28 protein-coding genes are annotated in these 24,766 nt (G+C 71.3%); 20 read left to right on the top strand and 8 right to left on the bottom strand.

Annotation, left to right across the window (positions count from 1 at the left end; translation table 11 throughout):
- Positions 1–4: 4 nt before the first annotated feature.
- Positions 5–772 carry a nucleotidyltransferase domain-containing protein gene (locus BKI49_RS08090; protein WP_095933524.1) on the top strand — a complete coding sequence of 256 codons (768 nt, stop codon included), beginning with the start codon at positions 5–7 and terminating at the stop codon, positions 770–772.
- Positions 773–831: 59 nt separating this feature from the next.
- Here BKI49_RS08090 and BKI49_RS08085 read toward each other — a convergent pair whose 3' ends face one another.
- From BKI49_RS08085 to BKI49_RS08070, 4 genes are all read right to left on the bottom strand, one after another.
- Positions 832–1,839 (bottom strand): COX15/CtaA family protein, encoded by a 1,008-nt coding sequence (locus tag BKI49_RS08085; protein ID WP_095933523.1) that lies wholly within the window; start codon positions 1,837–1,839, stop codon positions 832–834.
- Positions 1,840–1,893: 54 nt separating this feature from the next.
- Positions 1,894–2,610, bottom strand: a complete 717-nt coding sequence (locus BKI49_RS08080) for an ABC transporter permease (protein ID WP_257004661.1) — start codon at positions 2,608–2,610, stop codon at positions 1,894–1,896.
- Positions 2,611–2,752: 142 nt separating this feature from the next.
- Positions 2,753–3,676: an ABC transporter ATP-binding protein gene (locus BKI49_RS08075; RefSeq protein ID WP_095933546.1), complete on the bottom strand. Its 924-nt coding sequence runs from the start codon at positions 3,674–3,676 to the stop codon at positions 2,753–2,755.
- A gap of 11 nt (positions 3,677–3,687) precedes the next feature.
- On the bottom strand, positions 3,688–4,524 hold the full coding sequence (locus tag BKI49_RS08070) for an AAC(3) family N-acetyltransferase (protein ID WP_095933521.1): 837 nt from the start codon (positions 4,522–4,524) through the stop codon (positions 3,688–3,690).
- A 161-nt stretch (positions 4,525–4,685) separates the two neighbouring features.
- On the opposite strand from BKI49_RS08070, the gene BKI49_RS08065 reads away from it, so the two are divergent.
- The 9 genes from BKI49_RS08065 to BKI49_RS08025 all read left to right on the top strand — a co-directional run bounded on the left by BKI49_RS08065 (position 4,686) and on the right by BKI49_RS08025 (position 12,420).
- The gene (locus tag BKI49_RS08065) at positions 4,686–5,414 is read left to right on the top strand and encodes a helix-turn-helix transcriptional regulator (protein WP_095933520.1); all 729 of its coding nucleotides are present in this window, start codon (positions 4,686–4,688) and stop codon (positions 5,412–5,414) included.
- A complete protein-coding gene (gene sufB / locus BKI49_RS08060) occupies positions 5,411–6,832 on the top strand; it encodes a Fe-S cluster assembly protein SufB (protein ID WP_028803409.1) in 1,422 nt (473 codons plus the stop codon). The genes BKI49_RS08065 and sufB overlap by 4 nt, the downstream gene beginning before the upstream one ends.
- A gap of 60 nt (positions 6,833–6,892) precedes the next feature.
- Positions 6,893–8,074 (top strand): Fe-S cluster assembly protein SufD, encoded by a 1,182-nt coding sequence (gene sufD, locus BKI49_RS08055; protein WP_095933519.1) that lies wholly within the window; start codon positions 6,893–6,895, stop codon positions 8,072–8,074.
- The gene (locus tag BKI49_RS08050) at positions 8,074–8,397 is read left to right on the top strand and encodes a non-heme iron oxygenase ferredoxin subunit (protein WP_095933518.1); all 324 of its coding nucleotides are present in this window, start codon (positions 8,074–8,076) and stop codon (positions 8,395–8,397) included. Before sufD ends, BKI49_RS08050 begins: the two co-directional genes overlap by 1 nt.
- A gap of 7 nt (positions 8,398–8,404) precedes the next feature.
- Positions 8,405–9,169, top strand: coding sequence for a Fe-S cluster assembly ATPase SufC (sufC, locus tag BKI49_RS08045; protein WP_095933517.1), 765 nt, complete (start codon positions 8,405–8,407; stop codon positions 9,167–9,169).
- Positions 9,166–10,422 carry a cysteine desulfurase gene (locus tag BKI49_RS08040; protein ID WP_095933516.1) on the top strand — a complete coding sequence of 419 codons (1,257 nt, stop codon included), beginning with the start codon at positions 9,166–9,168 and terminating at the stop codon, positions 10,420–10,422. The genes sufC and BKI49_RS08040 overlap by 4 nt, the downstream gene beginning before the upstream one ends.
- A gap of 15 nt (positions 10,423–10,437) precedes the next feature.
- Positions 10,438–10,911, top strand: coding sequence for a Fe-S cluster assembly sulfur transfer protein SufU (gene sufU, locus BKI49_RS08035; protein WP_028803404.1), 474 nt, complete (start codon positions 10,438–10,440; stop codon positions 10,909–10,911).
- Positions 10,908–11,246, top strand: a complete 339-nt coding sequence (locus tag BKI49_RS08030) for a metal-sulfur cluster assembly factor (RefSeq protein ID WP_028803403.1) — start codon at positions 10,908–10,910, stop codon at positions 11,244–11,246. Before sufU ends, BKI49_RS08030 begins: the two co-directional genes overlap by 4 nt.
- Positions 11,247–11,406: 160 nt before the next feature.
- The gene (locus tag BKI49_RS08025) at positions 11,407–12,420 is read left to right on the top strand and encodes a sulfotransferase family protein (RefSeq protein ID WP_257004659.1); all 1,014 of its coding nucleotides are present in this window, start codon (positions 11,407–11,409) and stop codon (positions 12,418–12,420) included.
- A gap of 12 nt (positions 12,421–12,432) precedes the next feature.
- Here the strand turns inward: BKI49_RS08025 and BKI49_RS08020 are convergent, their stop codons facing one another.
- Entirely contained in the window at positions 12,433–13,512 is a 1,080-nt protein-coding gene (locus BKI49_RS08020; RefSeq protein WP_143658392.1) for a DUF7847 domain-containing protein, read from the bottom strand.
- A gap of 149 nt (positions 13,513–13,661) precedes the next feature.
- Between BKI49_RS08020 and BKI49_RS08015 the strand changes: the two genes are divergently transcribed.
- From BKI49_RS08015 to dapD, 3 genes are all read left to right on the top strand, one after another.
- A complete protein-coding gene (locus tag BKI49_RS08015) occupies positions 13,662–13,982 on the top strand; it encodes a DMT family transporter (RefSeq protein ID WP_095933513.1) in 321 nt (106 codons plus the stop codon).
- Complete coding sequence (locus tag BKI49_RS08010; protein WP_095933512.1) at positions 13,982–14,518, top strand: TetR/AcrR family transcriptional regulator; 537 nt, start codon at positions 13,982–13,984, stop codon at positions 14,516–14,518. The genes BKI49_RS08015 and BKI49_RS08010 overlap by 1 nt, the downstream gene beginning before the upstream one ends.
- A 231-nt stretch (positions 14,519–14,749) precedes the next feature.
- The gene (dapD, locus tag BKI49_RS08005; RefSeq protein WP_095933511.1) at positions 14,750–15,739 is read left to right on the top strand and encodes a 2,3,4,5-tetrahydropyridine-2,6-dicarboxylate N-succinyltransferase; all 990 of its coding nucleotides are present in this window, start codon (positions 14,750–14,752) and stop codon (positions 15,737–15,739) included.
- Between the two features lie 58 nt (positions 15,740–15,797).
- On the opposite strand, the gene BKI49_RS08000 is transcribed toward dapD, so the two are convergent.
- The gene (locus BKI49_RS08000) at positions 15,798–16,301 is read right to left on the bottom strand and encodes a hypothetical protein (RefSeq protein WP_095933510.1); all 504 of its coding nucleotides are present in this window, start codon (positions 16,299–16,301) and stop codon (positions 15,798–15,800) included.
- A 136-nt stretch (positions 16,302–16,437) separates the two neighbouring features.
- Between BKI49_RS08000 and BKI49_RS07995 the strand changes: the two genes are divergently transcribed.
- Both BKI49_RS07995 and BKI49_RS07990 read left to right on the top strand, forming a co-directional pair.
- Positions 16,438–16,992 carry a SigE family RNA polymerase sigma factor gene (locus BKI49_RS07995; RefSeq protein ID WP_095933509.1) on the top strand — a complete coding sequence of 185 codons (555 nt, stop codon included), beginning with the start codon at positions 16,438–16,440 and terminating at the stop codon, positions 16,990–16,992.
- Positions 16,989–18,191 (top strand): beta-propeller fold lactonase family protein, encoded by a 1,203-nt coding sequence (locus tag BKI49_RS07990; protein WP_095933508.1) that lies wholly within the window; start codon positions 16,989–16,991, stop codon positions 18,189–18,191. The genes BKI49_RS07995 and BKI49_RS07990 overlap by 4 nt, the downstream gene beginning before the upstream one ends.
- Here BKI49_RS07990 and dapA read toward each other — a convergent pair whose 3' ends face one another.
- Positions 18,192–19,118 (bottom strand): 4-hydroxy-tetrahydrodipicolinate synthase, encoded by a 927-nt coding sequence (gene dapA, locus BKI49_RS07985; RefSeq protein ID WP_179332363.1) that lies wholly within the window; start codon positions 19,116–19,118, stop codon positions 18,192–18,194.
- 193 nt (positions 19,119–19,311) lie between these two features.
- On the opposite strand from dapA, the gene BKI49_RS35695 reads away from it, so the two are divergent.
- The 5 genes from BKI49_RS35695 to BKI49_RS07965 all read left to right on the top strand — a co-directional run bounded on the left by BKI49_RS35695 (position 19,312) and on the right by BKI49_RS07965 (position 22,520).
- Positions 19,312–19,446: a hypothetical protein gene (locus tag BKI49_RS35695; protein WP_257004658.1), complete on the top strand. Its 135-nt coding sequence runs from the start codon at positions 19,312–19,314 to the stop codon at positions 19,444–19,446.
- On the top strand, positions 19,443–20,120 hold the full coding sequence (locus tag BKI49_RS07980; RefSeq protein WP_095933506.1) for a hypothetical protein: 678 nt from the start codon (positions 19,443–19,445) through the stop codon (positions 20,118–20,120). Before BKI49_RS35695 ends, BKI49_RS07980 begins: the two co-directional genes overlap by 4 nt.
- An 89-nt stretch (positions 20,121–20,209) precedes the next feature.
- A complete protein-coding gene (locus BKI49_RS07975; protein WP_095933505.1) occupies positions 20,210–20,914 on the top strand; it encodes an antibiotic biosynthesis monooxygenase in 705 nt (234 codons plus the stop codon).
- A 148-nt stretch (positions 20,915–21,062) separates the two neighbouring features.
- Positions 21,063–21,776, top strand: coding sequence for an ArsR/SmtB family transcription factor (locus tag BKI49_RS07970; RefSeq protein WP_257004657.1), 714 nt, complete (start codon positions 21,063–21,065; stop codon positions 21,774–21,776).
- Between the two features lie 12 nt (positions 21,777–21,788).
- On the top strand, positions 21,789–22,520 hold the full coding sequence (locus BKI49_RS07965; protein WP_095933504.1) for an SRPBCC family protein: 732 nt from the start codon (positions 21,789–21,791) through the stop codon (positions 22,518–22,520).
- Positions 22,521–22,639: 119 nt separating this feature from the next.
- Here the strand turns inward: BKI49_RS07965 and BKI49_RS07960 are convergent, their stop codons facing one another.
- Positions 22,640–24,466, bottom strand: coding sequence for an endonuclease/exonuclease/phosphatase family protein (locus BKI49_RS07960; protein WP_095933503.1), 1,827 nt, complete (start codon positions 24,464–24,466; stop codon positions 22,640–22,642).
- Positions 24,467–24,766 lie beyond the last annotated feature (300 nt).

Below are 24,766 nucleotides of genomic sequence, written 5' to 3'. Positions count from 1 at the left end.
GCGGATGACCGACGCCACCGCCACCACCCGGTTACTGGACCGCTTCCGCACCGATCTGCGCCCCTTCGCCCCGGTCGCCCTCTGGGCGCACGGCTCGCTGGCCGGGGGCGACTACCAGGAAGGGCACAGCGACCTCGACCTGATCGCGGTCCTGGAAGGGCCCGTCACGCTGCGCACGCTGCGCGGACTGACCCGGCTGCACCGGCGTCTGCGCACCGCCGAACCGCTGGCCGTGAAGCTGCACTGCAGCTATCTGACCCCCCGCAGCACGGCCGGCGCCGGACTGTCGCACGTCACCTGGGCGCACAACGGGCTGATGAGGCGGCCGGTCACCCCGGTCACGCGCCGCGAACTCCAGGCGTTCGGGCTCGTCCTGCACGGCGAGCCGCCCGAAAAACTGCTGCCGCCCGTGCCGGACGCGGAGCTGCGCGCCTTCGTCGTGCGCGACCAGAAGGAGTTCTGGCGGCCCGCGCTCGACAAGGCCCGGCGGTGGGAGCAGGACGTGTGGGTCGACCTCGGCATGGTCACCTTCGCGCGGGCGACGGTCACGCTGCAGGACGGGCGTCTGATCTCCAAGCGCGAGGCACTGGAGCTGCTGCCGGACCTCGGCGCGCCCGGCGTCGTCGTCGACGACATCCGGCGGCGGCGCTACGGCGACCCGGCGCCGCACGCCGACGGGTGGGCGGCACGGCGGGCCGGCCTGACGAGGAGCTTTCTGGGCCCGGCGATCGACGGTCTGGTGGCCGCGTACGAGCCCGTCACGCGCGGCTGACGGCCCGCCCCGCCGGTGAGCGGCCGCGGCTCACCTGCGGGTGGGCCGCGACGCGGGGCTCACGCGCGGGTGAGCTCCGACTCCGCCGAGGGGCCGGGCAGGTCGGCGACGACGTCCGGGCGTTCGCGCAGCGAGAGCAGGACGCGCAGCACCGCGATCCAGACCAGGCAGGACCCGAGCATGTGGAGGCCGACCAACGCCTCGGGCAGGTCCGTGAAGTACTGGACGTAGCCGATGACGCCCTGGGCGAGCAGCACGAGGAACAGGTCGCGGGTGCGGTGCAGCGGGCCCTTGGGGGCGTCGACCGCCTTGAGCACGAACCACAGGGCGAAGGTGAGCGTCACCACGATCCAGGCCAGCACGGCGTGCAGCTTGGCCACGTTCTCCCAGCCGACGTGCATGCGGTCGACCTCGCTCGAGTCGCCGGCGTGCGGGCCCGCACCGGTGACGACCGTGCCGATCGCGATCAGCAGGACCGCGGCGGCGACCAGGAACCACACGAGCTGCTGCACCGACTTGCCGACGAGCGGACGCGTCTCGGCGTCGCCCTCGCGGGTGCGCTGCCACATGAGGGCCGCGACGGTGATGAGCGCGGTGGAGAGCAGGAAGTGGGCGGCGACCGTGTACGGGTTGAGGCCGACCAGGACGACGATGCCGCCGAGGATCGCGTTGCTCATGACGATCCAGAACTGCGCCCAGCCGAGCCGGGTGAGGCTGCGCCGCCACGGCTTCTGCGAGCGGGCGGCGATGATCGCCCAGCCGACGGCCGCGCACAGCACGTACGTCAGCATGCGGTTGCCGAACTCGATGGCGCCGTGGAAGCCCATCGCGCTCGTGGCGGTGAGCGAGTCGTCGGTGCACTTCGGCCAGGTCGGGCAGCCGAGGCCGGAGCCGGTGAGCCGTACGGCGCCACCGGTGACCACGATGACGACCGCCATCACGAGCGCGGCGAGGGCCGCGCGCTGGACGGTCCGGGACGTCGGGGTCCAGCGCCCGGCGATGAAGGCGAGGGGGTTGCGCACCGCGCTGATCGCGTCGGCTCGGGTCACGTTTGGCACGCACACCATCGTAGGGGGCCGCTTGTGCATGTCTTCACGAGGGCCCCGCACCCGGGCATATCGCTACTCCCAGCGGAAGAACCGGCCCGCCGCGGCGAGGCCCACGACGGCCCACCCGGCGAGGATGCCGAGGTCGCCCCACGGCATGCCCGCCCCGTGCTGGAGCACGTCGCGCAGCCCGTCGGAGAGCGCGGAGATCGGCAGCAGGCCGAGGACGTCCTGGGCGCCGGACGGGAACTTGTCGAGCGGCACGACGACCCCGCCGCCGACCAGCAGGAGCAGGAAGACGAGGTTGGCGGCGGCCAGCGTCGCCTCCGCCTTCAGCGTGCCCGCCATGAGCAGGCCCAGCCCGGAGAAGGCGGCGGTGCCCAGCACGAGCAGGAGCAGCACGGCGAGGGGGTTGCCGTGCGGTGACCAGCCCAGCGCGAAGGCGATCACCGTGAGCAGCACGACCTGGAGGACCTCGGTGACCAGGACCGACACGGTCTTCGCGGCCATCAGGCCCCAGCGGGGGAGCGGGGAGGAGGCGAGCCGCTTGAGGACGCCGTAGCGCCGCTCGAAGCCGGTGGCGATGGCCTGCCCGGTGAACGCGGTCGACATCACGGCGAGCGCGAGGATGCCCGGCGCGAGGAAGTCGACCGCCTCGCCCTTGCCGGTGTCGACGACGTCGACCGAGCTGAACAGCACCAGCAGGAGCGTCGGGATGACGACCGTCAGCAGGAGCTGCTCGCCGTTGCGGAGCAGCATCTTCGTCTCCAGCGCCGCCTGCGTGCCGATCATGCGGGGCAGGGGTGCGGCGCCGGGCTTGGGCGTGTAGGTGCCGGCGGTGGTCACGGACGCAGCTCCTTGCCGGTCGGTTCGAGACTGTGTCGTCCTGGGGAGCGATCCCCGGACCCCCGGCCGACGGAGAGGCGAACCCGGGTCATGCGCGCAGCTCCTTGCCGGTCAGTTCGAGGAAGACGTCTTCGAGGGTGTGGCGCTCGACGGAGATCTTCTCCGGCAGCACGCCGTGCTGGGCGCACCACGAGGTCACGGTCGCGAGCAGCTGGGGGTCCACCTTGCCGGTGACCCGGTAGGCGCCGGGTGTCAGCTCGGCGGCCGTGCAGTCCGCGGGCAGGGCCTTCAGCAGGGAGGCCACGTCGAGTCCGGGGCGGCCGGTGAACCGCAGGGTGTTCTCGGCGCCGCCCCGGCACAGCTCCTCGGGGGTGCCGTGGGCGATGACCCGGCCGGTGTCGATGATCGCGACGTCGTCGGCGAGCTGCTCCGCCTCGTCCATGTGGTGGGTGGTGAGGATGACGGAGACGCCGTCGTCGCGCAGGTCGCGGACCAGGTCCCAGGTCGCGTGGCGGGCCTGGGGGTCGAGGCCGGCGGTCGGCTCGTCGAGGAAGACCAGCTCGGGGCGGCCGACCACGGCCATGGCGAGGGCGAGGCGCTGCTGCTGGCCGCCGGACAGGCGCCGGTAGCTGGTACGGCCGCAGCTGCCGAGGCCGAGCCGCTCGATGAGGGCGTCCACGTCGAGGGGGTGGGCGTGCAGTCGGGCCACGTGGCGGAGCATCTCGTCGGCTCGGGCACCGGAGTAGACGCCGCCGGACTGGAGCATGACGCCGATGCGGGGACGCAGCGCGGCGGCCTCCCGGACCGGGTCGAGGCCGAGGACGCGCACGGTTCCCGAGTCGGGTCTGCGGTAGCCCTCGCAGGTCTCGACGGTGGTGGTCTTGCCGGCGCCGTTGGGGCCGAGTACGGCGGTGATGCCCGCCTCGGCCACCAGGTCGAGGCCGTCCACCGCGGTCTTCGGGCCGTACCGCTTCACCAGGGCCTGGACCTGGACGACGGGCTCGCTTCGCATGAGGCGCAATTCTAAGGACGTCGTCGGGGTGCCGGGGCGCCGGGGGCCGTATCGACCGCGAGCTCGCGTGGGCGGTGCAGTGTCAGCCAGCGCTCCGCGTACGCCACGGCGTCGGCGACCGGGAAGAGCCGGGCGTCGGCGGCGCCCACGGTGCCCCGGACGACGGGGCGGTCCCGTTCGTAGTCGGAGCCGAGCGCGTCGAACCCGTCCGAGGTGATCGACACCTCACGGACGGTCCGCCAGCCCTGCGGGGACGGCCGCCCCACGTCGACGACGGGCGACGCGATGCGGTACTCGGCCAGATGGAAGCTGGTGCAGGTGTCGTAGCCGGCCCCCAGCAGCAGGACGCGGGCACCGTCGGCCTCCAGGCGGGCCAGCGGGCTCCGCTCGCCGAGCCGGCAGTCGGGCGCGTGGCCGTCGAGGATCGCCGCGGCGCGTGGACCGAGCGCCGCGAACGAGGTCTCCGGGTGCGCGCTGCGCAGGGCGCCCGGCCAGTTGCGCACGGTCTCAGGGATCACACCGACACCCCGGCTGGGGGTCACCCGCGGGTCGTACACGGGCATGGTGGCGCGGATGGTCGCCCACCACTGCTCGGGCACGGGCGGATTGCCCCACAGCGCCGGGTCGGACAGGTCACCGGACTGCGTGGGGACCACCAGGGTGCCGTCGGGGCCGAGCGTGTCGAGCAGGGCCTGGACGGCGGCGATTGGGCCTCCGTTCACCCAGCCGAGGGCGCTGAGCGAGGAGTGCACGAGAAGTGTCTCCGCGGGCCGTACCCCGAGCGTGCGAAGGTCCGCGGCGAGGGTGTCCCGAGTGACGAGTGGGCCGGTCGGAGGGGGTGTGGGCATGGTTCGGGAGTCTCCCGGACGGTCTGTCCCGGCGCCACCGAATTGATCGATCAAAGATCGTTTCCGCAGGTCATCTTAGGTATACCTAAGTGATGCACGGCACCGTCGGCCCGTCGGGGTGCGGCTTGTCAGGCCCTGAGGAATTACGCAACAATGGCGTTGTGAAAAACGTTGGCGAGGCTCCGCGAGAGGATCTCGCGGCCGGGTTGCCCACACGCAACCGGGTCGCGCGGTCCATCCTGGATCACGGCCCGTCGACCGTGGCCGAGCTCGCCGGGCGGCTGGAGCTCACCCAGGCCGCCGTGCGCCGCCACCTCGACGCACTCGTCGCCGACGACGTCGTGGTCGCGCGCGAGCAGCGGGTCTACGGAGCGCGTACCCGCGGCCGTCCCGCGAAGGTGTTCGCCCTGACCGACTGCGGCCGGGACGCCTTCGACCAGTCCTACGACAAGCTCGCCGCCGACGCGCTGAGCTGGATCGCGGCCCGCGAGGGTGGAGACGAGGCGATCCTCTCCTTCGCCCGCGCCCGGATCGCCGCGCAGGCCCGCGCCTACCGCGAGGCCGTCGACGCCGCGGACCCCGAGGAGCGCACCGAAGCGCTGGCCAAGGCCTTGAGCGCCGACGGGTACGCTGCTACGGCGCGCAGCGCGCCGCACCCCCAGCGGGGCGAGCAGCTCTGCCAGCACCACTGCCCCGTCGCCCACGTCGCCGAGCAGTTCCCGCAGCTGTGCGAGGCGGAGACCGAGTTCTTCTCCCAGTTGCTCGGCACGCACGTCCAGCGGCTGGCGACCATCGCCCACGGCGACGGGGTGTGCACCACGTTCATCCCCAAGATTTCCAAGAACACCGACAACGCATCTGCAAGCACGGCCGGGAGGAACCCCGCATGACTCTCCCCACGGAGACTGCCCACCCCGAACTCGAGGGTCTGGGCAAGTACGAATACGGCTGGGCCGACTCCGACGAGGCCGGCGCCTCTGCAAAGCGCGGTCTGAGCGAGGAAGTCGTCCGGGACATCTCGGCCAAGAAGAACGAGCCGGAGTGGATGACCAAGCTCCGCCTCAAGGGCCTGCGTCTCTTCGACAAGAAGCCCATGCCCAACTGGGGCTCGGACCTGTCGGGCATCGACTTCGACAACATCAAGTACTTCGTACGTTCCACGGAGAAGCAGGCGGAGTCCTGGGAGGACCTGCCCGAGGACATCAAGAACACGTACGACAAGCTCGGCATCCCGGAGGCGGAGAAGCAGCGCCTCGTCGCCGGTGTCGCGGCCCAGTACGAGTCCGAGGTCGTCTACCACCAGATCCGCGAGGACCTGGAGGAGCAGGGCGTCATCTTCCTGGACACCGACACGGCGCTGAAGGAGCACCCGGAGCTCTTCAAGGAGTACTTCGGCACCGTCATCCCCGTCGGTGACAACAAGTTCGCCTCGCTGAACACCGCCGTGTGGTCGGGCGGCTCGTTCATCTACGTGCCGAAGGGCGTGCACGTCGAGATCCCGCTCCAGGCCTACTTCCGTATCAACACGGAGAACATGGGCCAGTTCGAGCGGACGCTGATCATCGTCGACGAGGACGCCTACGTCCACTACGTCGAGGGTTGTACGGCGCCGATCTACAAGTCGGACTCCCTGCACTCCGCGGTGGTCGAGATCATCGTGAAGAAGGGCGCCCGCTGCCGCTACACGACCATCCAGAACTGGTCGAACAACGTCTACAACCTGGTCACCAAGCGCGCCGTGGCGTACGAGGGCGCGACCATGGAGTGGATCGACGGCAACATCGGCTCCAAGGTCACCATGAAGTACCCGGCCGTCTACCTGATGGGCGAGCACGCCAAGGGCGAGACCCTGTCCATCGCCTTCGCGGGCGAGGGCCAGCACCAGGACGCCGGCTCCAAGATGGTCCACATGGCGCCGAACACCTCGTCGAACATCGTCTCCAAGTCGGTGGCGCGCGGCGGCGGCCGTACCTCGTACCGCGGTCTGGTCGAGATCGGCGAGGGCGCGGCCGGCTCCAAGTCGAACGTGCTGTGCGACGCGCTGCTCGTCGACACCATCTCCCGCTCCGACACGTACCCGTACGTCGACGTCCGTGAGGACGACGTGTCCATGGGCCACGAGGCGACCGTCTCCAAGGTCTCCGAGGACCAGCTCTTCTACCTGATGAGCCGTGGTCTGACTGAGTTCGAGGCGATGGCGATGATCGTGCGCGGCTTCGTCGAGCCGATCGCCAAGGAACTGCCCATGGAGTACGCCCTCGAGCTCAACCGGCTGATCGAGCTGCAGATGGAAGGCGCGGTCGGCTAGGACCGCCCCCTCGACAGCAGCCAGCAATTTCTGACGTAGGAAGAGAGCAGACCGACAGCCATGGCTGAGGCTCAGAACATCCCGGTGGGGTCCACCACCGCCGGCCAGATCGCGGTGGCCGCCGAGTCGACCGTCGCCACGCGCATGAGCGCGCCCCCGTCCTTCGACGTGGCGGACTTCCCCGTCCCCCACGGCCGCGAGGAGGAATGGCGGTTCACGCCGCTGGAGCGGCTGCGCGGGCTGCACGACGGCACCGCCGTCGCGACCGGCGACGGCGTGAAGGTCGACATCGAGGCGCCCGAGGGCGTCGTCGTCGAGACCGTCGGCCGCGACGACGCGCGGCTGGGCAGGGCCGGCACCCCCGTGGACCGCATCGCCGCCCAGGCGTACTCGGCGTTCGAGAAGGCCGGTGTCGTCACCGTCCCCAAGGAGACGGTGCTCACCGAGCCGATCCGCATCGCCGTGCGCGGCGAAGGCGGCGTCGCCTACGGCCACCAGGTCATCGAGCTCGGTGCCTTCGCCGAGGCTGTCGTGGTCATCGACCACACCGGTGACGCGGTGCTCGCCGCCAACGTCGACTACATCCTCGGCGACGGCGCCAAGCTCACCGTGGTCTCCGTCCAGGACTGGGACGACAAGGCCGTCCACGTCGGCCAGCACAACGCGCTGATCGGCCGGGACGCCGGTTTCAAGTCGTTCGTGGTCACCTTCGGCGGTGACGTGGTCCGGCTGCACCCGCGCGTCGCCTACGCCGGCACCGGCGGCGAGGCCGAGTTGTTCGGCCTGTACTTCACGGACTCGGGCCAGCACCAGGAGCACCGTCTCCTCGTCGACCACAACACCCCGCACTGCAAGTCCAACGTCGCCTACAAGGGCGCGCTCCAGGGCGACGGCGCGCACGCGGTGTGGATCGGTGACGTCCTCATCGAGGCCAAGGCCGAGGGCACCGACACCTACGAGATGAACCGCAACCTCGTCCTCACCGACGGCGCCCGGGTCGACTCCGTGCCGAACCTGGAGATCGAGACCGGCGAGATCGTCGGCGCGGGTCACGCCTCCGCCACCGGCCGCTTCGACGACGAGCAGCTGTTCTACCTGATGGCCCGCGGCATCCCGGCCGAGGAGGCCCGCCGCCTGGTCGTCCGCGGCTTCTTCGCCGAACTGGTCCAGCAGATCGGCGTCGACGACATCGAAGAGCGCCTTCTCGTGAAGATCGACGAGGAGCTGGAGGCGTCGGTCTGATGACCACCACCTTCGTACGCGCCTGTGGACTGAGCGAGCTGGAGGACGACACCCCGAAGCGGGTGGAGCTCGACGGCACGCCGGTCTCGGTCGTCCGCACCGAGGGCGAGGTGTTCGCGATCCACGACATCTGCTCGCACGCGAACGTCTCCCTCTCCGAGGGCGAGGTGGAGGACTGTCAGATCGAGTGCTGGCTGCACGGCTCCAGCTTCGACCTCCGCACCGGCAAGCCGTCCGGCCTTCCCGCGACGCGCCCCGTCCCCGTATACCCCGTAAAGATCGAAGGGGACGACGTGCTCGTCTCCCTCACCCAGGAGTCCTGAGGAACCCATGGCAACGCTTGAAATCCACGACCTGCACGTCACCGTCGAGGCCGACAACGCCACGAAGGAGATCCTCAAGGGCGTCGACCTCACCGTGAAGCAGGGCGAGACCCACGCCATCATGGGCCCCAACGGCTCCGGCAAGTCGACTCTCGCCTACTCGCTCGCGGGCCACCCGAAGTACACGATCACCAGCGGCACCGTCACCCTCGACGGTGAGGACGTCCTGGAGATGTCCGTCGACGAGCGCGCCCGTGCCGGCGTGTTCCTGGCGATGCAGTACCCGGTCGAGGTCCCCGGTGTCTCCGTCTCCAACTTCCTGCGCACCTCCGCCACCGCGATCCGCGGCGAGGCCCCCAAGCTGCGCACCTGGGTGAAGGAGGTCAAGGAGGCCATGGAGCACCTCAACATGGACCCCTCCTTCGCCGAGCGCAACGTGAACGAGGGCTTCTCCGGCGGTGAGAAGAAGCGGCACGAGATCCTCCAGCTGGAGCTCCTCAAGCCGAAGATCGCGATCCTCGACGAGACCGACTCCGGCCTGGACGTCGACGCCCTGCGCATCGTCTCCGAGGGCGTCAACCGCGTCCGCGAGACCGGCGAGGTCGGCACCCTGCTGATCACTCACTACACGCGCATCCTGCGCTACATCAAGCCCGATCAGGTCCACGTGTTCGCCGGCGGCAAGATCGTCGAGTCGGGTGGCCCCGAGCTCGCCGACAAGCTGGAGAACGAGGGCTACGAGGCGTACACGAAGGGTGGCGCATCCGCGTGACACAGCTGCCGGGCCTCCTCGACACCGAGGCGATCCGCAAGGACTTCCCCATCCTGGACCGTCAGGTCCACGACGGCCGGAAGATCGTGTACCTGGACAACGCGGCGACCTCGCAGAAGCCGCGCCAGGTGCTGGACGCCCTCGCCGAGTACTACGAGCGGTACAACGCCAACGTCCACCGCGGTGTGCATGTGCTCGCCGAGGAGGCCACGGCGCTGTACGAGGGCGCGCGCGACAAGGTCGCCGCGTTCATCAACGCGCCGAGCCGCGACGAGGTGATCTTCACCAAGAACGCCTCCGAGTCGCTCAACCTCGTGGCCAACATGCTCGGCTGGGCCGACGAGCCCTACCGGGTCGACCACGAGACCGAGATCGTCATCACGGAGATGGAGCACCACTCCAACATCGTGCCGTGGCAGCTGCTGTCGCAGCGCACGGGCGCGAAGCTGAAGTGGTTCGGCCTCACCGACGACGGCCGCCTCGACCTCTCCAACATCGACGAGGTCATCACCGAGAAGACGAAGATCGTCTCCTTCGTGCTGGTGTCGAACATCCTGGGCACCGTCAACCCGGTCGAGGCGATAGTGCGCCGCGCCCAGGAGGTCGGCGCCCTGGTCCTGATCGACGCCTCGCAGGCGGCACCCCACATGCCCCTCGATGTCCAGGCACTCCAGGCCGACTTCGTGGCCTTCACCGGTCACAAGATGTGCGGGCCCACGGGCATCGGCGTGCTCTGGGGCCGCCAGGAGCTCCTCGAGGACCTGCCGCCGTTCCTCGGCGGCGGCGAGATGATCGAGACCGTGTCGATGCACTCGTCGACCTACGCGCCGGCGCCCCACAAGTTCGAGGCGGGCACGCCCCCGATCGCGCAGGCGGTCGGACTCGGCGCGGCGATCGACTACCTGTCATCGATCGGCATGGACAAGATCCTCGCCCACGAGCACGCGCTCACCGAGTACGCGGTGAAGCGGCTCGCGGAGGTCCCCGACCTGCGGATCATCGGCCCGACGACGGCCGAGGACCGCGGTGCCGCGATCTCCTTCACGCTGGGTGACATCCACCCGCACGACGTGGGCCAGGTCCTGGACGAGCAGGGCATCGCCGTCCGCGTCGGGCACCACTGCGCACGTCCGGTCTGCCTGCGGTACGGAATTCCTGCGACCACGCGAGCGTCGTTCTATCTGTACTCCACGCCGGCCGAGATCGACGCGCTGGTCGACGGCCTGGAGCACGTCCGGAACTTCTTCGGCTGAGGGGCTGGCTGGAACGTGAAGCTTGATTCGATGTACCAGGAAGTCATCCTGGACCACTACAAGCACCCGCACGGGCGGGGCTTGCGGGATGGCGATGCCGAGGTGCACCACGTCAACCCGACGTGCGGCGACGAGATCACGCTGCGCGTGAAGTACGACGGCGAGCGGATCGAGGACATCTCGTACGAGGGCCAGGGCTGCTCGATCAGCCAGGCCTCGGCCTCCGTACTGAACGAACTGCTCGTCGGCAAGGACGTGTCCGAGGCGCAGAAGGTCCAGGAGACTTTCCTGGAACTGATGCAGTCCAAGGGCAGGGTCGAGCCCGACGACGCGATGGAGGAGGTGCTGGAGGACGCGGTCGCGTTCGCCGGTGTCTCCAAGTACCCGGCCCGGGTCAAGTGCGCCCTGCTGAGCTGGATGGCGTGGAAGGACGCGACGGCCCAGGCACTGGGTGACGAGCCCGACAAGGCTGCGAGGAAGACGGCATGAGCGAGAACGAGACCCTGACGACGAAGCCGGCCTCCGAGGAGGAGCTCCGCGAGGCGCTGTACGACGTCGTCGACCCCGAGCTGGGCATCGACGTGGTCAACCTTGGTCTGATCTACGGCATCCACATCGACGACGCGAACATCGCGACGATCGACATGACCCTGACGTCGGCGGCCTGTCCGCTCACCGACGTCATCGAGGACCAGGCCAAGTCCGCCACGGACGGCCTCGTCAACGAACTGCGCATCAACTGGGTCTGGATGCCGCCGTGGGGCCCGGACAAGATCACGGACGACGGCCGCGAGCAACTTCGCGCCCTCGGCTTCAACGTCTGAGCAACCCCCGCGTCCGACGCGCGCGTCGACGACGGCCCCCGGCAACCGTGCCGGGGGCCGTCGTCGTGTCGCGCCCGTCCCGCTCCGCGCGGCCGGGGTTCACACGCCTTTCTCAGCGGCCTCCCAGGGCGGGCTCATCGGGGCGCGACAGCGTGGGGCCGTGCCAGAATCCGTGCGCCCCGTCTTCGTCCTCGGCTGTCCCCGCTCCGGGACCACTCTTCTCCAGCTGATGCTGCACGCGCATCCACGGATCGCGCTGCCGCCCGAGACGCGGTTCGTCCTGCCGGCCTACGAGGGGCGGCTGGGCTTCGGCGACCTCCGGGAACGCGAGAACCGGGCCGGTCTCGCGCGGTGGATCACCGGGTGCCGACAGACCCGGTTCCACGAACTGGGCGTGGACGCCGGGCAGGTCGCGCGTCGCATCACCGACGGCCCCCCGACGCTCGGCTCTGCACTCGGCATCGCCCTGAAGGCGTACGCCGAGGAGCACGGGAAGGCCCGCTGGGGCGACAAACGGCCCGCGTACGCCCTCCATGTCGCCGAGCTGCTGCGGCTGTTCCCCGACGCGCAGTTCGTCCATCTCGTCCGCGACGGACGGGACTGCGTCGCCTCGCTGCTCGGCATGCCCTGGTGGCACCGCGGCTTCCACGAGGCCGTGGCGACCTGGTCGCAGGTCATGGACGCCACCCGCGGGCACGCCGAGACGCTCGGCCCCGGCAGCTGGCACGAGCTGCGCTTCGAGGACCTGGTGGCCGATCCCGAGGGCCGGCTGCGGGAGGTGTGCGGCTTCCTGGGGGAGGAGTACCACTCCGTGATGAGCGAGCCGCACCGGATGGCCGGGGTGGCGGTACCCGCGCGCAAGACCTGGCACCGGCGCACCCACGGCAAGCTGGACGTCTCCCGCGCGGGCAGCTGGGCGACCCGGCTGACGCCCGCTCAGATCGCTCTGTGCGACGACGTGCTGGGCGACCGCCTCGTCTCCCGGGGGTACCCGCTCGCCGGAGCCGTCCGGCCCGACCCCGCCGAGTTGCTGCGTTACCGGCGCGTGGAGTTCTCGCGACGCGCCGCCCACGCCAAGCGGCGACTGCTCGACCGCGTGGCGCGGGTGCGGGAGCCGGGTCCCGTCGCCTGCAGTCCGGCCGCCCTGTCCGGGGCGGCGCGGAGGGCGTCGTGACCCGGCAGTCCCTCAGACGCGCGGGTTGGCCTCCGCCGCACGCAGCAGGACGTCGGCGAGACCTTCGCGGCGGATGCGCCGGTCGATGTAGAGCAGGGTGGTGATCAGCGGCATGAACACCATCGTGAACACCTGGCCGACGACGCTGAGGACCGTCGAGATCGTGAACGACAGACCCAGGTGCGGCAGGCTCTGCGCGAACGCGTCCGACATGCTCATGGGCTGCGGCGACGAGGGGTCGTAGGGCTGGGGGCTCGGCGTCGTGAACACCGTGGGGATGCGCAGCACCAGCGAGACGATCAGCACGGTCAGTCCGCCGAGCAGCGTGATCCCGAACGTGCGCCACCAGGCGCCCCGCATCAGCCGCACCGACCGCCGCAGCGCCTCGACCGGCCGGGCGGCCTCCAGCACGGCGGCGGCAGGGGCGAAGGAGAGGAGCACCCAGAGCCAGACCGTCAGCGGCAGGGCCAGCAGCAGGAGCAGGAAGAAGATCCCGAACAGGCTGTCGCTGCGGGCGAGCACCGCCGCGAGGAGCGAGACGACCATCGCGGCGAACAGCAGCATGGGGATCAGCAGGATCAGACCCATGAGCAGGTTCACGCCGAGCACGGACAGCGTGCGCGGCCAGGTGCGCCGCCATACCTGCCCGATGGTGGTCCGCCGGCCGAGGACCGCGTCGTGCAGGGTGGCGACACAGGACGCCTGCACGAAGGCGCTCGCGACCAGCACGGCGATCATCGCGAAGGCCCACACGCTGCCGAAGGCGACCAGGACGGGCTGGACGTCGCTCCAGCGCGGGCGCCGGTCGCTGTCGTACAGGACGTCGAGCCGGTCACTCACCGAGAAGTACGCGAGGACCGCCGCGCCGCCGATCAGCACCGCCAGGGCGAGCTGGACCAATGCCGCGAGCCCGAACAGCGGCTTGGCGTAGCGGCGCATCGTCGTGAAGGCACCGCCGAAGACATGGTCCACGCCGAGCGGGGCGAGGGGTATGACCCCCGGCTTGGGCGGCGGGGGCGGCGGCGTCCAGCCCCAGCCCGCGGGAGGGCCTCCGTACGGCCCCGCTGGTCCCCACCCCGATGTGTCCGACATTCTTCTTGCGCTCCCATGCTCCGGGAGTCCGACGACTCCGCCCCCACTGCGATGATCGCGAACGATATCCGGTGCGCCGCCCGGTGCCCATGGGGGAGGGGTGCGCAGTTTGTGTACGGTCGTACGCATCGATGAGTACACTCGTACGCATGGGATATGTGCTGCTCGGCGGAGCCATCGCCGCGGAGGTGGCCGCGACCACCGCCATGAAGTACAGCGAGGGTTTCAGCAGGCTGTGGCCGTCGCTGGTGACCCTCCTCGGGTACGTCGTCGCGTTCGCGCTGCTCGCCCAGACTCTGAAGACCGTCTCGGTCGGCACGGCCTACGCGATATGGGCGGGTGTCGGCACCGCGGTCATCGCCGCGATCGGCATGGTGTTCCTCGGGGAGGGGATCGGCGCGGCCAAGCTCGCCGGCATCGCCCTGATCATCGGCGGGGTCGTCCTGCTGAACCTCGGCGGCGCGCACTGATGGCCCGCCGGTACGACCCCGAGCGACGGCAGCGGATCATCGACGCGGCGATCCGCGTCGTGGGCGCCAGGGGAATCGCCGGGCTGAGCCACCGGACCGTCGCGGCCGAGGCCGATGTGCCGCTCGGCTCCACCACCTACCACTTCAGGACACTCGACGAGCTGATGGTCGCGGCCCTGCGCCAGGCCAACGAGGGCTTCGCCAAGGTCGTCGCCGCGCGCGGCGCGTTGGAGGACCCCCGGACCGACCTCGCCGCCGACCTCGCCGGCCTGGTGGGCGAGTGGCTCGCGGGCGACCCGACCGGCGTGGAGCTGGAGTACGAGCTGTACCTCGCCGCGCTGCGCCGCCCGGCCCTGCGTCCCGTCGCGGCCGAGTGGGTCCAGAGCCTTGTGGACCCGCTCGCCCGGCGCACCGACCCCGTGACCGCGCGGGCGCTGGTCGCCCTGATGGACGGGATCTGTCTCCAGGTGCTGCTGACCGGCACGCCGTACGACGAGGCGTACGCCCGCGAGGCGTTGCGCCGGCTCATCGGCTGACCGCACACCGCCGCGCACGGGCCTGCGGTCCGGCGGCGTGCGGCGGGCCGCTGAAGGGACGGCACCCGGACGTCCGTCGCCGCCGTGGACGACGTCTGGTCCCCGAGGTCGCCCTGGTCGGCAAGGAGGCGAGCGGCCCCGACGCGAAGCCGGGCGGACGGTGCGCCCGCACGCTGAGACGCCGGGCGCACCGGTTCGCCCGCGCGGCCCCCGCCAAGTTAGGTTTCACCCATGACCGACACGACTGCTACTCGCACCACCGGCGCCGTCGCCGCCGGGCTTGCCACCGTGACCGCCGACGGCACGGTCCTCGACACCTGGTTCCCCGCTCCCGAACTGTCCGCCGAGCCCGGCCCGGCCGGCACCGAGCGGCTGTCCGCCGAGCGCGCCGTGGAGCTGCTCGGCGAGGGTGCGGCCAAGGCCGTCGGCCCGGACGCCCGTCGGGGCGTCGAGGTGGTCGCGGTCCGTACGGTCATCGCCTCCCTGGACGACAAGCCGCTCGACGCGCACGACACCTACCTGCGGCTGCATCTGCTCTCGCACCGCCTGGTGAAGCCGCACGGCCAGAGCCTGGACGGCATCTTCGGCCACCTCGCCAACGTCGCCTGGACCTCGCTCGGCCCGGTCGCCGTCGACGACGTCGAGAAGGTCCGGCTGAACGCCCGCGCGGAGGGGCTGCACCTCCAGGTGACGTCGATCGACAAGTTCCCGCGCATGACGGACTACGTCGCCCCGAAGGGCGTCCGCATCGCCGACGCCGACCGGGTCCGCCTCGGAGCGCACCTCGCCGAGGGCACGACGGTCATGCACGAGGGCTTCGTGAACTTCAACGCGGGCACCCTCGGCACCTCCATGGTCGAGGGCCGCATCTCCGCGGGCGTCGTGGTCGGCGACGGTTCCGACATCGGTGGCGGCGCCTCCACGATGGGCACCCTCTCCGGCGGCGGCAACGTCCGCATCACCATCGGCGAGCGCTGCCTGGTCGGCGCCGAGGCGGGCGTCGGCATCGCGCTCGGCGACGAATGCGTGGTCGAGGCCGGCCTGTACGTCACCGCGGGCACCCGCGTGACGATGCCCGACGGCCAGATCGTCAAGGCCCGCGAGCTCTCCGGCGCCTCCAACATCCTCTTCCGCCGCAACTCGGTCACCGGCACGGTCGAGGCCCGGCCGAACAACGCCGTGTGGGGCGGACTCAACGAGGTCCTGCACAGCCACAACTAGCCCCACCCGCCTGACCCGTGCCGTGTGCCCTCCCGCCGTCCGCGGGAGGGCACACGCGTCATCGGGGCAGGCCCGCGGTGAACTCGGCCAGCGCCGTGAAGTCGTCCTCGCCGAGACCCAGCCGGGGATCGACGTGGCGCAGCAGCGCGGGCGCGGGGTGGCGGGCGGCGACGTACGCGTCGTCGGCCGGGCTCTGTTCGTCGTCCACCCACGCGAAGGGGCGGTCCTGCGCGTACGCGACGATCCGCTCCGTCTTCCAGTGCACCCCGTCGGGCCGCTCGGCGAACAGGGCGCCGGTGAAGTCGACGTACGGGATCTCGGGCAGCCCGATGACGGGACCGATCCAGCGGTTCGCCGCGTCCATCCAGGTGGTCGCCCAGCACAGCTCGTAGTCGAGGGCGAGGAGCGCCCGGCCGTGGTCGGGGTGCAGCCACACCCGCAGAGGCCTGCCCGGCGTCAGGGCCACCCGGATCGTCGTGTAGCCCGCCGGACGGCGCTCCGGCTGGGCCGCGTACGGGTTGAGAGGCCCGTCGACGTCGAGGAACAGCAGGGGTCGGCTCACCCCGTCACCGTAAGGGACACCTGCCGGGACCGGCTCCGAGATTTTTCCCGGGGCCAGGCATAGCGGCGGCCGGGGCCGGGCGTCACAAGGGGCACAGGGGCGGTTCATGGGGGCCGCCGGGGAAGAGAAGGTGACGATGGATGCCGAGGCGCAGGAGAGCTTCCGACAGTTCGTGGCCAACCGGTCGTCGGCTCTGCTGAAGACCGCGGTGCTGCTCAGCGGCGGGGACCGGCACGCGGCCGAGGACCTGCTGCAGAACGCCCTGATCAAGGCCGCGGGACGCTGGCGCCAGATCGACGAACCCGAGGCGTACGTACGGCAGATCCTGTACCGGCAGCAGGTGAGCCGGTGGCGGCTGAAGTGGCCGCGACGCGAACTGAGCGTCGCGGAGCCGCCCGAGACCGCGCCCGGCGCGGACCTCTCCGCCGCCGCCGAACTGCGCGTCGTGATGCGCGGGGCGCTGGCCCGGCTGACCGCACGGCAGCGCACCGTGCTGGTGCTGCGCTACTTCGAGGACCTGCCCGAGGCCGATGTGGCCCGCGTGCTGGGCTGCTCGGTCGGCACCGTGCGCTCCACGACCCATCGCTCCCTCGCCCGACTGCGCACGCTCGCGCCGGAACTGGCCGCCCTGAGCCCGGCCGGTTCCGAGCCGCCGTCCCGTGACTACCTGCCCGTGGAGGTCCGTCCATGAACGTCGAGGAACTGGTGCGCGACTCCCTGCGGGAGCAGGCCACCGAACAGCCGCCGGCCGCACCGGGGTTCGCCGACCGGGTGCTCGCGGTCCGTCGGCGCCGCCGCACCCGCAGGCTCGCCTCCGTCGCCGCCGCCACGGCGGCCGTCGTCGCGATCGCGGTCGGGGTGCCGCTGCTGGACTCCGGCAAGAGCGATGTGCGGCCGTCCGGGGACGTGGAGCAGCACTCCGATCAGTCGCCGCCGCGACAGGAGATCGCGGTGGGGCAGACGGCGCTCGCCGCGTACTACACCTGGCGGACCGTGCCGCAGACCCGCGACCGGGGCATCGGCGTCCGCACGTACTGGCTGCTCGACCCGGCGACCGGCAGGTATGTGAAGGACTCCCGGTGGGCCTACGTCGCCGTCGCACCGGGCCTGCGGACGGCCGCCGTGCTGGAGCAGACCCTGCCCGTCCGCCGGATCGGCCTGCTCGACCTCGCGACGGGGGAGGTCGAGCGGTGGATCCCGGTCGAGCACCGGGTCGGCGCACTCGCCTACTCCTACGACGGGACCAGGCTCCTGGCGACGACGTACGACGAGAACCCCGATGTGCGCGGCAAGGTCGAGAACGCCAAGGGCGGCCAGGACTGGGGACCCGCGTTCGCCCAGTCGAGCCGCACCGGCTTCTACGACCTCGACGTGGCCTCCGGCGAGGGCGCCTGGACCGGGGTCGCGTCCGACCGCAACGACCTCTCGCGCGGGGACTTCTCCTACAGCCGCACCGGCGATGAGGTGTACGCACGCGTCATCGGCGAACGGGACGGGATGCAGCAGTTCTACGACCTCGACGGCGGCAAGATCGCCGCCCCGGCGGACGAGAAGTACCTGCGCGCGGACGTCGGCGCCCGGCTGTCCCCGAACGGGCGGCTCGCCGCGCTCGGTCTGGCGAAGGAGGTCGCCCCCGGGAAGTCGTACTCCTCGATCCGCGACCCCCGCACCGGCAAGGAGATCACCAAGGTCCGCGGCGGCGACCTGCTCGCCTGGGCCGACGACCGGCGCCTCATCGCCTGGGAGCGGGTGACCGGCCTGGACGAGCCGTACCAGGCCCGGCTGGTGGTGGTGACGATCGGCAGCGACAGGATCGTGCCGCTGAGCGGGGTCCAGAAGCAGATGTACGACGAGCTGAAGGCGTGGCAGCCCGTCTTCGCCCGCCGCTGATCAGCCCGCGGTGAGCTCGTCGTACGCCACGCGCAGTCCGTCGGCCGCCTCCCGGCCGGCGGGCCGCAGCGGCGGCCTGACCGGGCCCGCGGGCAGGCCCAGCGAGCCGAGCAGCGCCTTGGCGGTGACCGAGCCCGGCAGGCCGGCCGCCATCATCGCCTCGACCAGCGGGACGGCCCGGCGCTGGAGGCGGGCCGCCTTTGCCGTGTCGCCCGCGTCGAACGCGTCGAGGATCGCCCGGAACTGGCGGGGCGCCGCGTTCGCGACGGTGCTGATGTACCCGCTCGCGCCGATCGCGCGCAGCGCGAGGACGTACTCGTCGCAGCCCGCGTAGTACGCCAGCTCGGTGCGGGCCAGCACCTTCTGGGTGCCCAGCAGGTCGTACGCGCAGTCCTTGACCGCCACGATCCTCGGGTGCCGGGCGAGCCGGATCATGGTGTCCGGCTCGATGCGGGTGCCGGTGCGTCCGGGGATGTCGTAGAGCGCGAGGGGCAGCCCGACGGCGTCCGCGATGTCCAGGAAGTGGGCCTCCAGCGCGTCCTGCGGGGGCCTGCTGTAGTAGGGGGAGACCACCAACAGGCCGTCCGCTCCCGCCTTTTCGGCCTGAAGCGACAGTTCGACCGTGTGCCGCGTGTCGGCCGTCCCCACCCCCGCCACGATGGACACGTGGTCGCCGACCGCCTCGCGTACCGCCCGCACCAGCGAGGCCTTCTCCGCATCCGTCGTGGTGGGGGACTCGCCGGTGGTGCCGGACAGCACCAGCCCGTCGCAGCCCTCGGTGACCAGCCGGTCGGCGAGCCGCTGGGCACCGTCGAGGTCGAGCGCGCCGCTCTCCGTGAAGGGCGTGATCATGGCGCACAGGGCGCGGCCGAACGGTGCGGCGTGCGCCGGTGCCGGCGTCGTGGAGTCGGTCGTGGCAGTGGTCATGACGGTAGTCTCGGCACCTCGACCGTGAAGCTCCACTTAATTCTTCTACGAAGTACATGCAACAGACGCTAAGGAGTGTCGGTTCCGTCCGCCGGGCGTGCGCCCGCGAGGGGCGGAGGCACTGGTGCCAACTCGCCCTGTTGTGGGTCACTATGGCCGGGACGACAGTCGTCGGCAGATCGCGGGAGGCGTCATGAGGCTGGGCAAGGCACTCGCCACCGGAGTCGCGGAAGAACAGGACCGGACGCAGGAGGACGGACTTCGGCTGCCCGAGGCGGTCGAGGAGCCGGAGACGTCCGTGCCCGAAGAGGTCACGGCCGGCCGATGAGGCTGCGGCTCCCCGAGGAACGCCCGACGGAGCCGCCGACCGGATACAAGATCGCCCACCCGGTGCTGTCCCAGGACGGCACCCGGGCCGGGTTCACCGGTGTGTCGCTGGGCGGTGCGCTGCCGTACGGAGTGCTGGACGAGGCGCGCTGCGTCTACGGACGGCGGCACCGGGCACCGCACCGCCGCTGCGACTGCGGCTTCCACTGCGTGCACGACCGGGCCACCGCCGAGGCGCTGTTGTGCACCGCCGAGCACCGGGCGGCCGTGCTTCTCGAAGTCGCCGTCCTGGGCGCCTACATCCGCTTCGAGCGGGGTTTCCGGTACGCCCGCCAGCGGGTACGGACCGCGACCGTCGACCCGTGCGCGTGCGGCGCCGTGGCCGGCGCCCTCGCCGACGCCGGCTGGGGGAGGCCCGGGTGGCGCGCGCTCGCGGCGGCGTGCGCGGGCTGTGTGCGCGGGCGTACGTCCGTGTCGCTCTCCGCGTTCGCCCGGCTGGCCGGAGACGGGCTGCGGGTCGTGGCGGGCCGCGGTGTGCAGCCCGCCACGGAACTGCCCGAGGGGCTCGGCGTCCCCGAACTCGTCGCGGAGGCGGCTCTGTTGCAGGCCCGTCTCGACTGGTTCCAGACGCAGCTGACCCGGCTCGACGAACGGCCGGTCGGCGGGGAGGAGTGAGGGAGGCGCCGGGACGGGCTTGACCTCGACCATGGTCGAGGTCGAAGGGTGGTCGGTACGTCCGTGACGGCCGACCACCGGAGGCCCGTATGACCCGTCGTACCCCCACGCACCCCGACCCCGCCGACCCGCGCGTCGGCGCGCCCTTCTTCAGCGTCTGGAAGCTGGGCACACCGCTGCGCCGGCAGCAGGCGGCCGAAGCCGTCGCCCGGGCCTGGGAGCGCCGGCCCTGGCCCGCCGACGGGCTGCTCGGCCACCATGTGTACGCCGGGCACGACGCCTCCAGTCTGCTGCACTACGCGCAGTGGACGAGCCAACAGGCCCATGAGGCCTTCGGGAAGACGCACCGTCAGGAGCGTGCCGACGAGATCGACATCACCGTCCCCGGCATCGAGCGGCTGGGGCCCGGCCGTTTCCGGCGCTACCGCAGCGTCGGTCCGGCGGACCGCGACGGACGTGTCCCCGGCTGTGTCGTGATCGTCGACGTGGAGTTCGAGAGCCCGGACGCCGGCCGGCAGCGTGCCTGGGTCGACGCCGTCCTCGAAGCGCTGGAGGGCGAGCCGAACCCGCATCCCGGCGGCATCGGCGCCCACTTCCACCTCGGCACCGACGGCACCCGGGTCCTCAACTACGCCGAGTGGGAGAGCGCCGAGGCCCACATCGAGGCCCTTGCCGCGCCCGGTGACGGGATCGGTTCGGCGACGGCCCTGTGGGAGCGGGTCCAGACCTGGCCGGGGCTGAAGAGCAGCACGGTCACCCGGTACGAGCACCTCTTCGGGCTCGTACCGGACTGACTCCCGTGCCTCCGGCGGCGCGCCTGGCCGTGTCGGCGAGGCGCGCCGCCGGAGGCCCACGCCTCTCCTCGCCCGCACAGCCACCGCCCGACTCACCGAACACTTCATCCGTCTGGACAAAAAAAGTTTTCGGTGAGACGGTGGGGTCATGTTGGACGTGACCGTCATCGAGGACGCAGAGGCCGCCGCCGTCTCGCTGGACCCCGTACGGGCCCGGCTGCTGGCCGAGCTGGCCGCCGGGCCCGCGTCGGCCGCCATGCTGGCCGGCAAGGTCGGACTGCCCCGGCAGAAGGTGAACTACCACCTCAAGGCGCTGGAGCGGCACGGCCTGGTCGAGCTGGCGGGGGAGCGCCGCAAGGGCAACGTCACCGAGCGGCTCATGCGCGCGACCGCCGCCTCGTACGTCATCTCACCGCTCGCCCTGTCCGCCGTGCAGCCCGATCCGGACCGCTTCCGCGACCAGCTGTCCGCCCGCTGGCTGCTCGCCCTCGGCGCCCGGCTGGTCCGGGACGTCGGCTCACTGATCACCGGCGCGGCGAAGGCCCGCAAACGGCTGGCGACCTACGCGCTGGACGGCGAGGTCCGCTTCGCCTCGGCCGCCGACCGCGCGGCCTTCGTCCAGGAGCTGACGGCCGGAGTGAGCGCCCTGATCCGCAAGTACGACGCTCCCGGCGCCGACGGCGGTCGGGACCACCGGATCGTCGTCGCCCTCCACCCGACGGTCAAGGACCCCGCCGAGACCGGCACCGCCACGACGGACCCCGCGGTGACGGAGAAGGCGGTGACGGGGGCGGACGGCGCGCAGACCGCGATCGCCGAGGCCGGCCGGCCCACCCCCGAGAACGACCCCGAGACCCACTGAGCAGGAGCCCCCATGTCCAAGGAATTCGAGATCGCCCGCGAGTACGAGGTCGACGCCACGCCCGAGCAGGTGTGGGACGCCCTCACCACCGGTACCGGGGGCTGGCTGTGGCCCATGGAGTTCGACGGCGAGCATCGCGTCGGCCCCTTCGGATCCACCCTCACCAACTGGGACCCGCCGCACCGGCTGACCTCCCGCAGCGAGGACGTCGGGTTCCCCACCCAGAGCCTCAACCAGCTGGACAACACCATCGAGCCGCGCGACGAGGGCCGCCGGGCCTGGGTGCGCTACGTGCACAGCGGGATCTTCACCGACGACTGGGACAACCAGTACGACGGCGCGAGCAAGCACACCGACTTCTATCTGCACACCCTGCGCCAGTACCTCACGCACTTCGCGCCCCGCCCGGTCGCGTTCACGACGCTCAACGGGCCCGAGGCCTCGCAGGCGTCCGACGCGTTCACCGCCGTGGGCCGGGCCCTGGGACTGTCCGACGACACGGCCGAGGGGGCCAAGGTGGCCGCCCGGGGGCCCGGCGGCCGGACCCTGGACGCGGTGGTCGACTATCGCAACCCGTACTTCATCGGCCTGCGCACCGATGACGCCCTCATCCGCTTCTTCGGGCGCAACCACTGGGGCGCGCCGGTCGGCATCAGCGTCCACGACTTCGCGGCGGACGCCGACGCCGGGCGCGACGAGACCGCCTGGCAGGGCTGGCTGAACGGCGTGTTCGACACCCCGTAGACGCGCCGGGGCCGGCCCCCAGCGGGGAACCGGCCCGTGCCGCGGTGTCGCCACCGCGAGCGGACAGGGCAGGAGCCCGGCCCCCCGGACGACGGGGCCGGGCTCCTGCCCGCGCCGGACTACGGCCTGAACCGCAGCACCTGCGGGTCGTGGTCGCTGATCTGGTCGTGGAACTCCGAGTTGATGTGCACGCTGTCGTACTCGAAGTCGCAGTCCCGGCGGATCGCGGGGCTGACCAGGATCTGGTCGAGGACCTGGCTGTTGCCCTGGTAGTCGTAGGTGTAACGCTCGCTCTTCGGCAGCGACTTGATCGCCGACCAGAGCTCGCCGTCACCCTCCAGGATCTTCACGGTGTCCGAGAACTCGAAGTCGTTCATGTCGCCGAGGGCGATGACGTCCGCGTTCTTCTGCGCCTTCAGGATCTCGTCCACGAAGGTGTTCACCAGCGTCGCCTGCGCGTGGCGCTGGGTCTCCGAGCTGCGCACCGGCGGCTGGTACTGCGAGGTCAGACCCTGGTCGCCGCCCTTGGAGTTGAGGTGGTTGGCGATCACGAAGACGGTCCTGCCGCGGAAGACGAACTCGCCCGCGAGCGGCTTGCGGCTGCTCTTCCACGCCGTGTCGGCCGGGGCGATCCGGCCCGGGGACGCGGTCAGCTGCGCCTTGCCGTGCACCCTGGTGACGCCCACCGCGGTCGTCGAGTCGCCGCCCGCGCGGTCGGTGAAGGACACCCGCTCGGGGTTGAAGAGGAAGACCTGGCGGATGTTGCCGCCGGGCTCGCCGCCGTCCTGGTCGTTGACCGGGTCTATGGAGCGCCAGTCGTACCGGGGGCCGCCCGCCGCGACGATCGCGTCGATCAGCTTGTTCACCGTCTGGTCGGCCGCGACCGTGCCGTCGTCCGTCGCGCCGTTGTTGTCCTGGATCTCCTCCAGGGACACGATGTCGGGCGACCGGAGGTTGTTCACGATCGCGGACGCGTGGGCGGCGAACGTGGCGTCGCCCGGGTCCAGGTTCTCGACGTTGTACGTCGCGACCGCCAGCTCGCCGCGCGCCTGCTTCTTCGTCGTCTCGCGCTCCAGGCCGCCCTGCTCCAGGGTGCCGAGCTGCCCGGCGACGAGCGTGTAGCCGCCGAACTGGTTGAAGTCGAGCGGCCCCGTGGTGTCGCCGGTGAGCTCGTCGCCCACATTCGCGACCGGGAAGTCGGCCGTCGAGCCCAGGGACTGGATCTGGATCCGGCCCGTGTTCTGCGAGGTGTACGAGCCGTACACCGAGCCGCCCCGCTCGTTGGCGTGCTCGCGCGGCTTCACCGTGACCCACAGCTCGCTGTACGGGTCGGTGGCGGTGACCACGCGGGCGTCGCTGACCTGGACGTTCATGCCCTCGAGGGACTCGTAGTAGTCCAGGGCGTACTTCGCCGGCTCCAGGGGCAGGGCGTTGATCGAACCGCTAGCGGCGGTGTCGCCCGCGGGCGCGTAGGCGTCCGGTACGGACCGGGCGTCGACGACCGTCGCGGCCGGGACGGCGTTGCCGCTGGAGACGACGGTCACCGTCGGCTTGGTGATCTCCGTCAGCGACTGGTTGCCGCTGGAGGCACCGCCCGGGACGTACTCCGAGACCGTGCCGGTCACCGTGACCGAGTCGCCGACCGCGACCTTCGGGGTGGAGCTGGTGAAGACGAACACGCCCTCACTGGTCGCCGGGTTGTCGTCCGGGGTGGGGTCCTGGATCCAGAAGCCCTTGGACGAGCCGTAGGTGCGCACACCCGTGACGATGCCGGCCACGTCCGTGACCTTCTGGCCCGCGAGCGGGGAGATCCGGGTGGTTCCCTGGATGTCGTGGATGTGGACGGTGTCCGCGTGAGCGGGCGTGGTGAGCACCACGGCGGAAAGGGTGGAACAGACCGCGGCGACGGTCAGCGCGCCTGTGCGCGCGGTTCTCCTGCTCGGCAAGGGAATCCCTCCGGGGACGTACGTGAGCGCCGGGACGAGGGTGGAGCTGTGGTCGAACGCGTCCTGCGTGCGGGCCGGTGACGCGCGTAGAAGCCGGCGGATCGCTGACCCGTTCGACTTCTACGCGCGTCAATCTCGTGTGTGGCGAGGGGAGTTGTCAAGGTTTCCGTGGTGTACGGGGGTTGTCGGGGACATGAACCAGGCGGCATGGGTGGAAATCCGTCTAGGCTGAGCGGTCGGCACGGATTCCCCGGCGGCCCTCGGACCCTCGCGTCCGGGGACACCTCCTCGGGTCCGGTG

Source organism: Streptomyces sp. Tue6028, assembly GCF_002300165.1.
Lineage (GTDB): Bacteria > Actinomycetota > Actinomycetes > Streptomycetales > Streptomycetaceae > Streptomyces > Streptomyces siamensis.
This window is presented reverse-complemented; position numbering and strand designations above follow the sequence as displayed.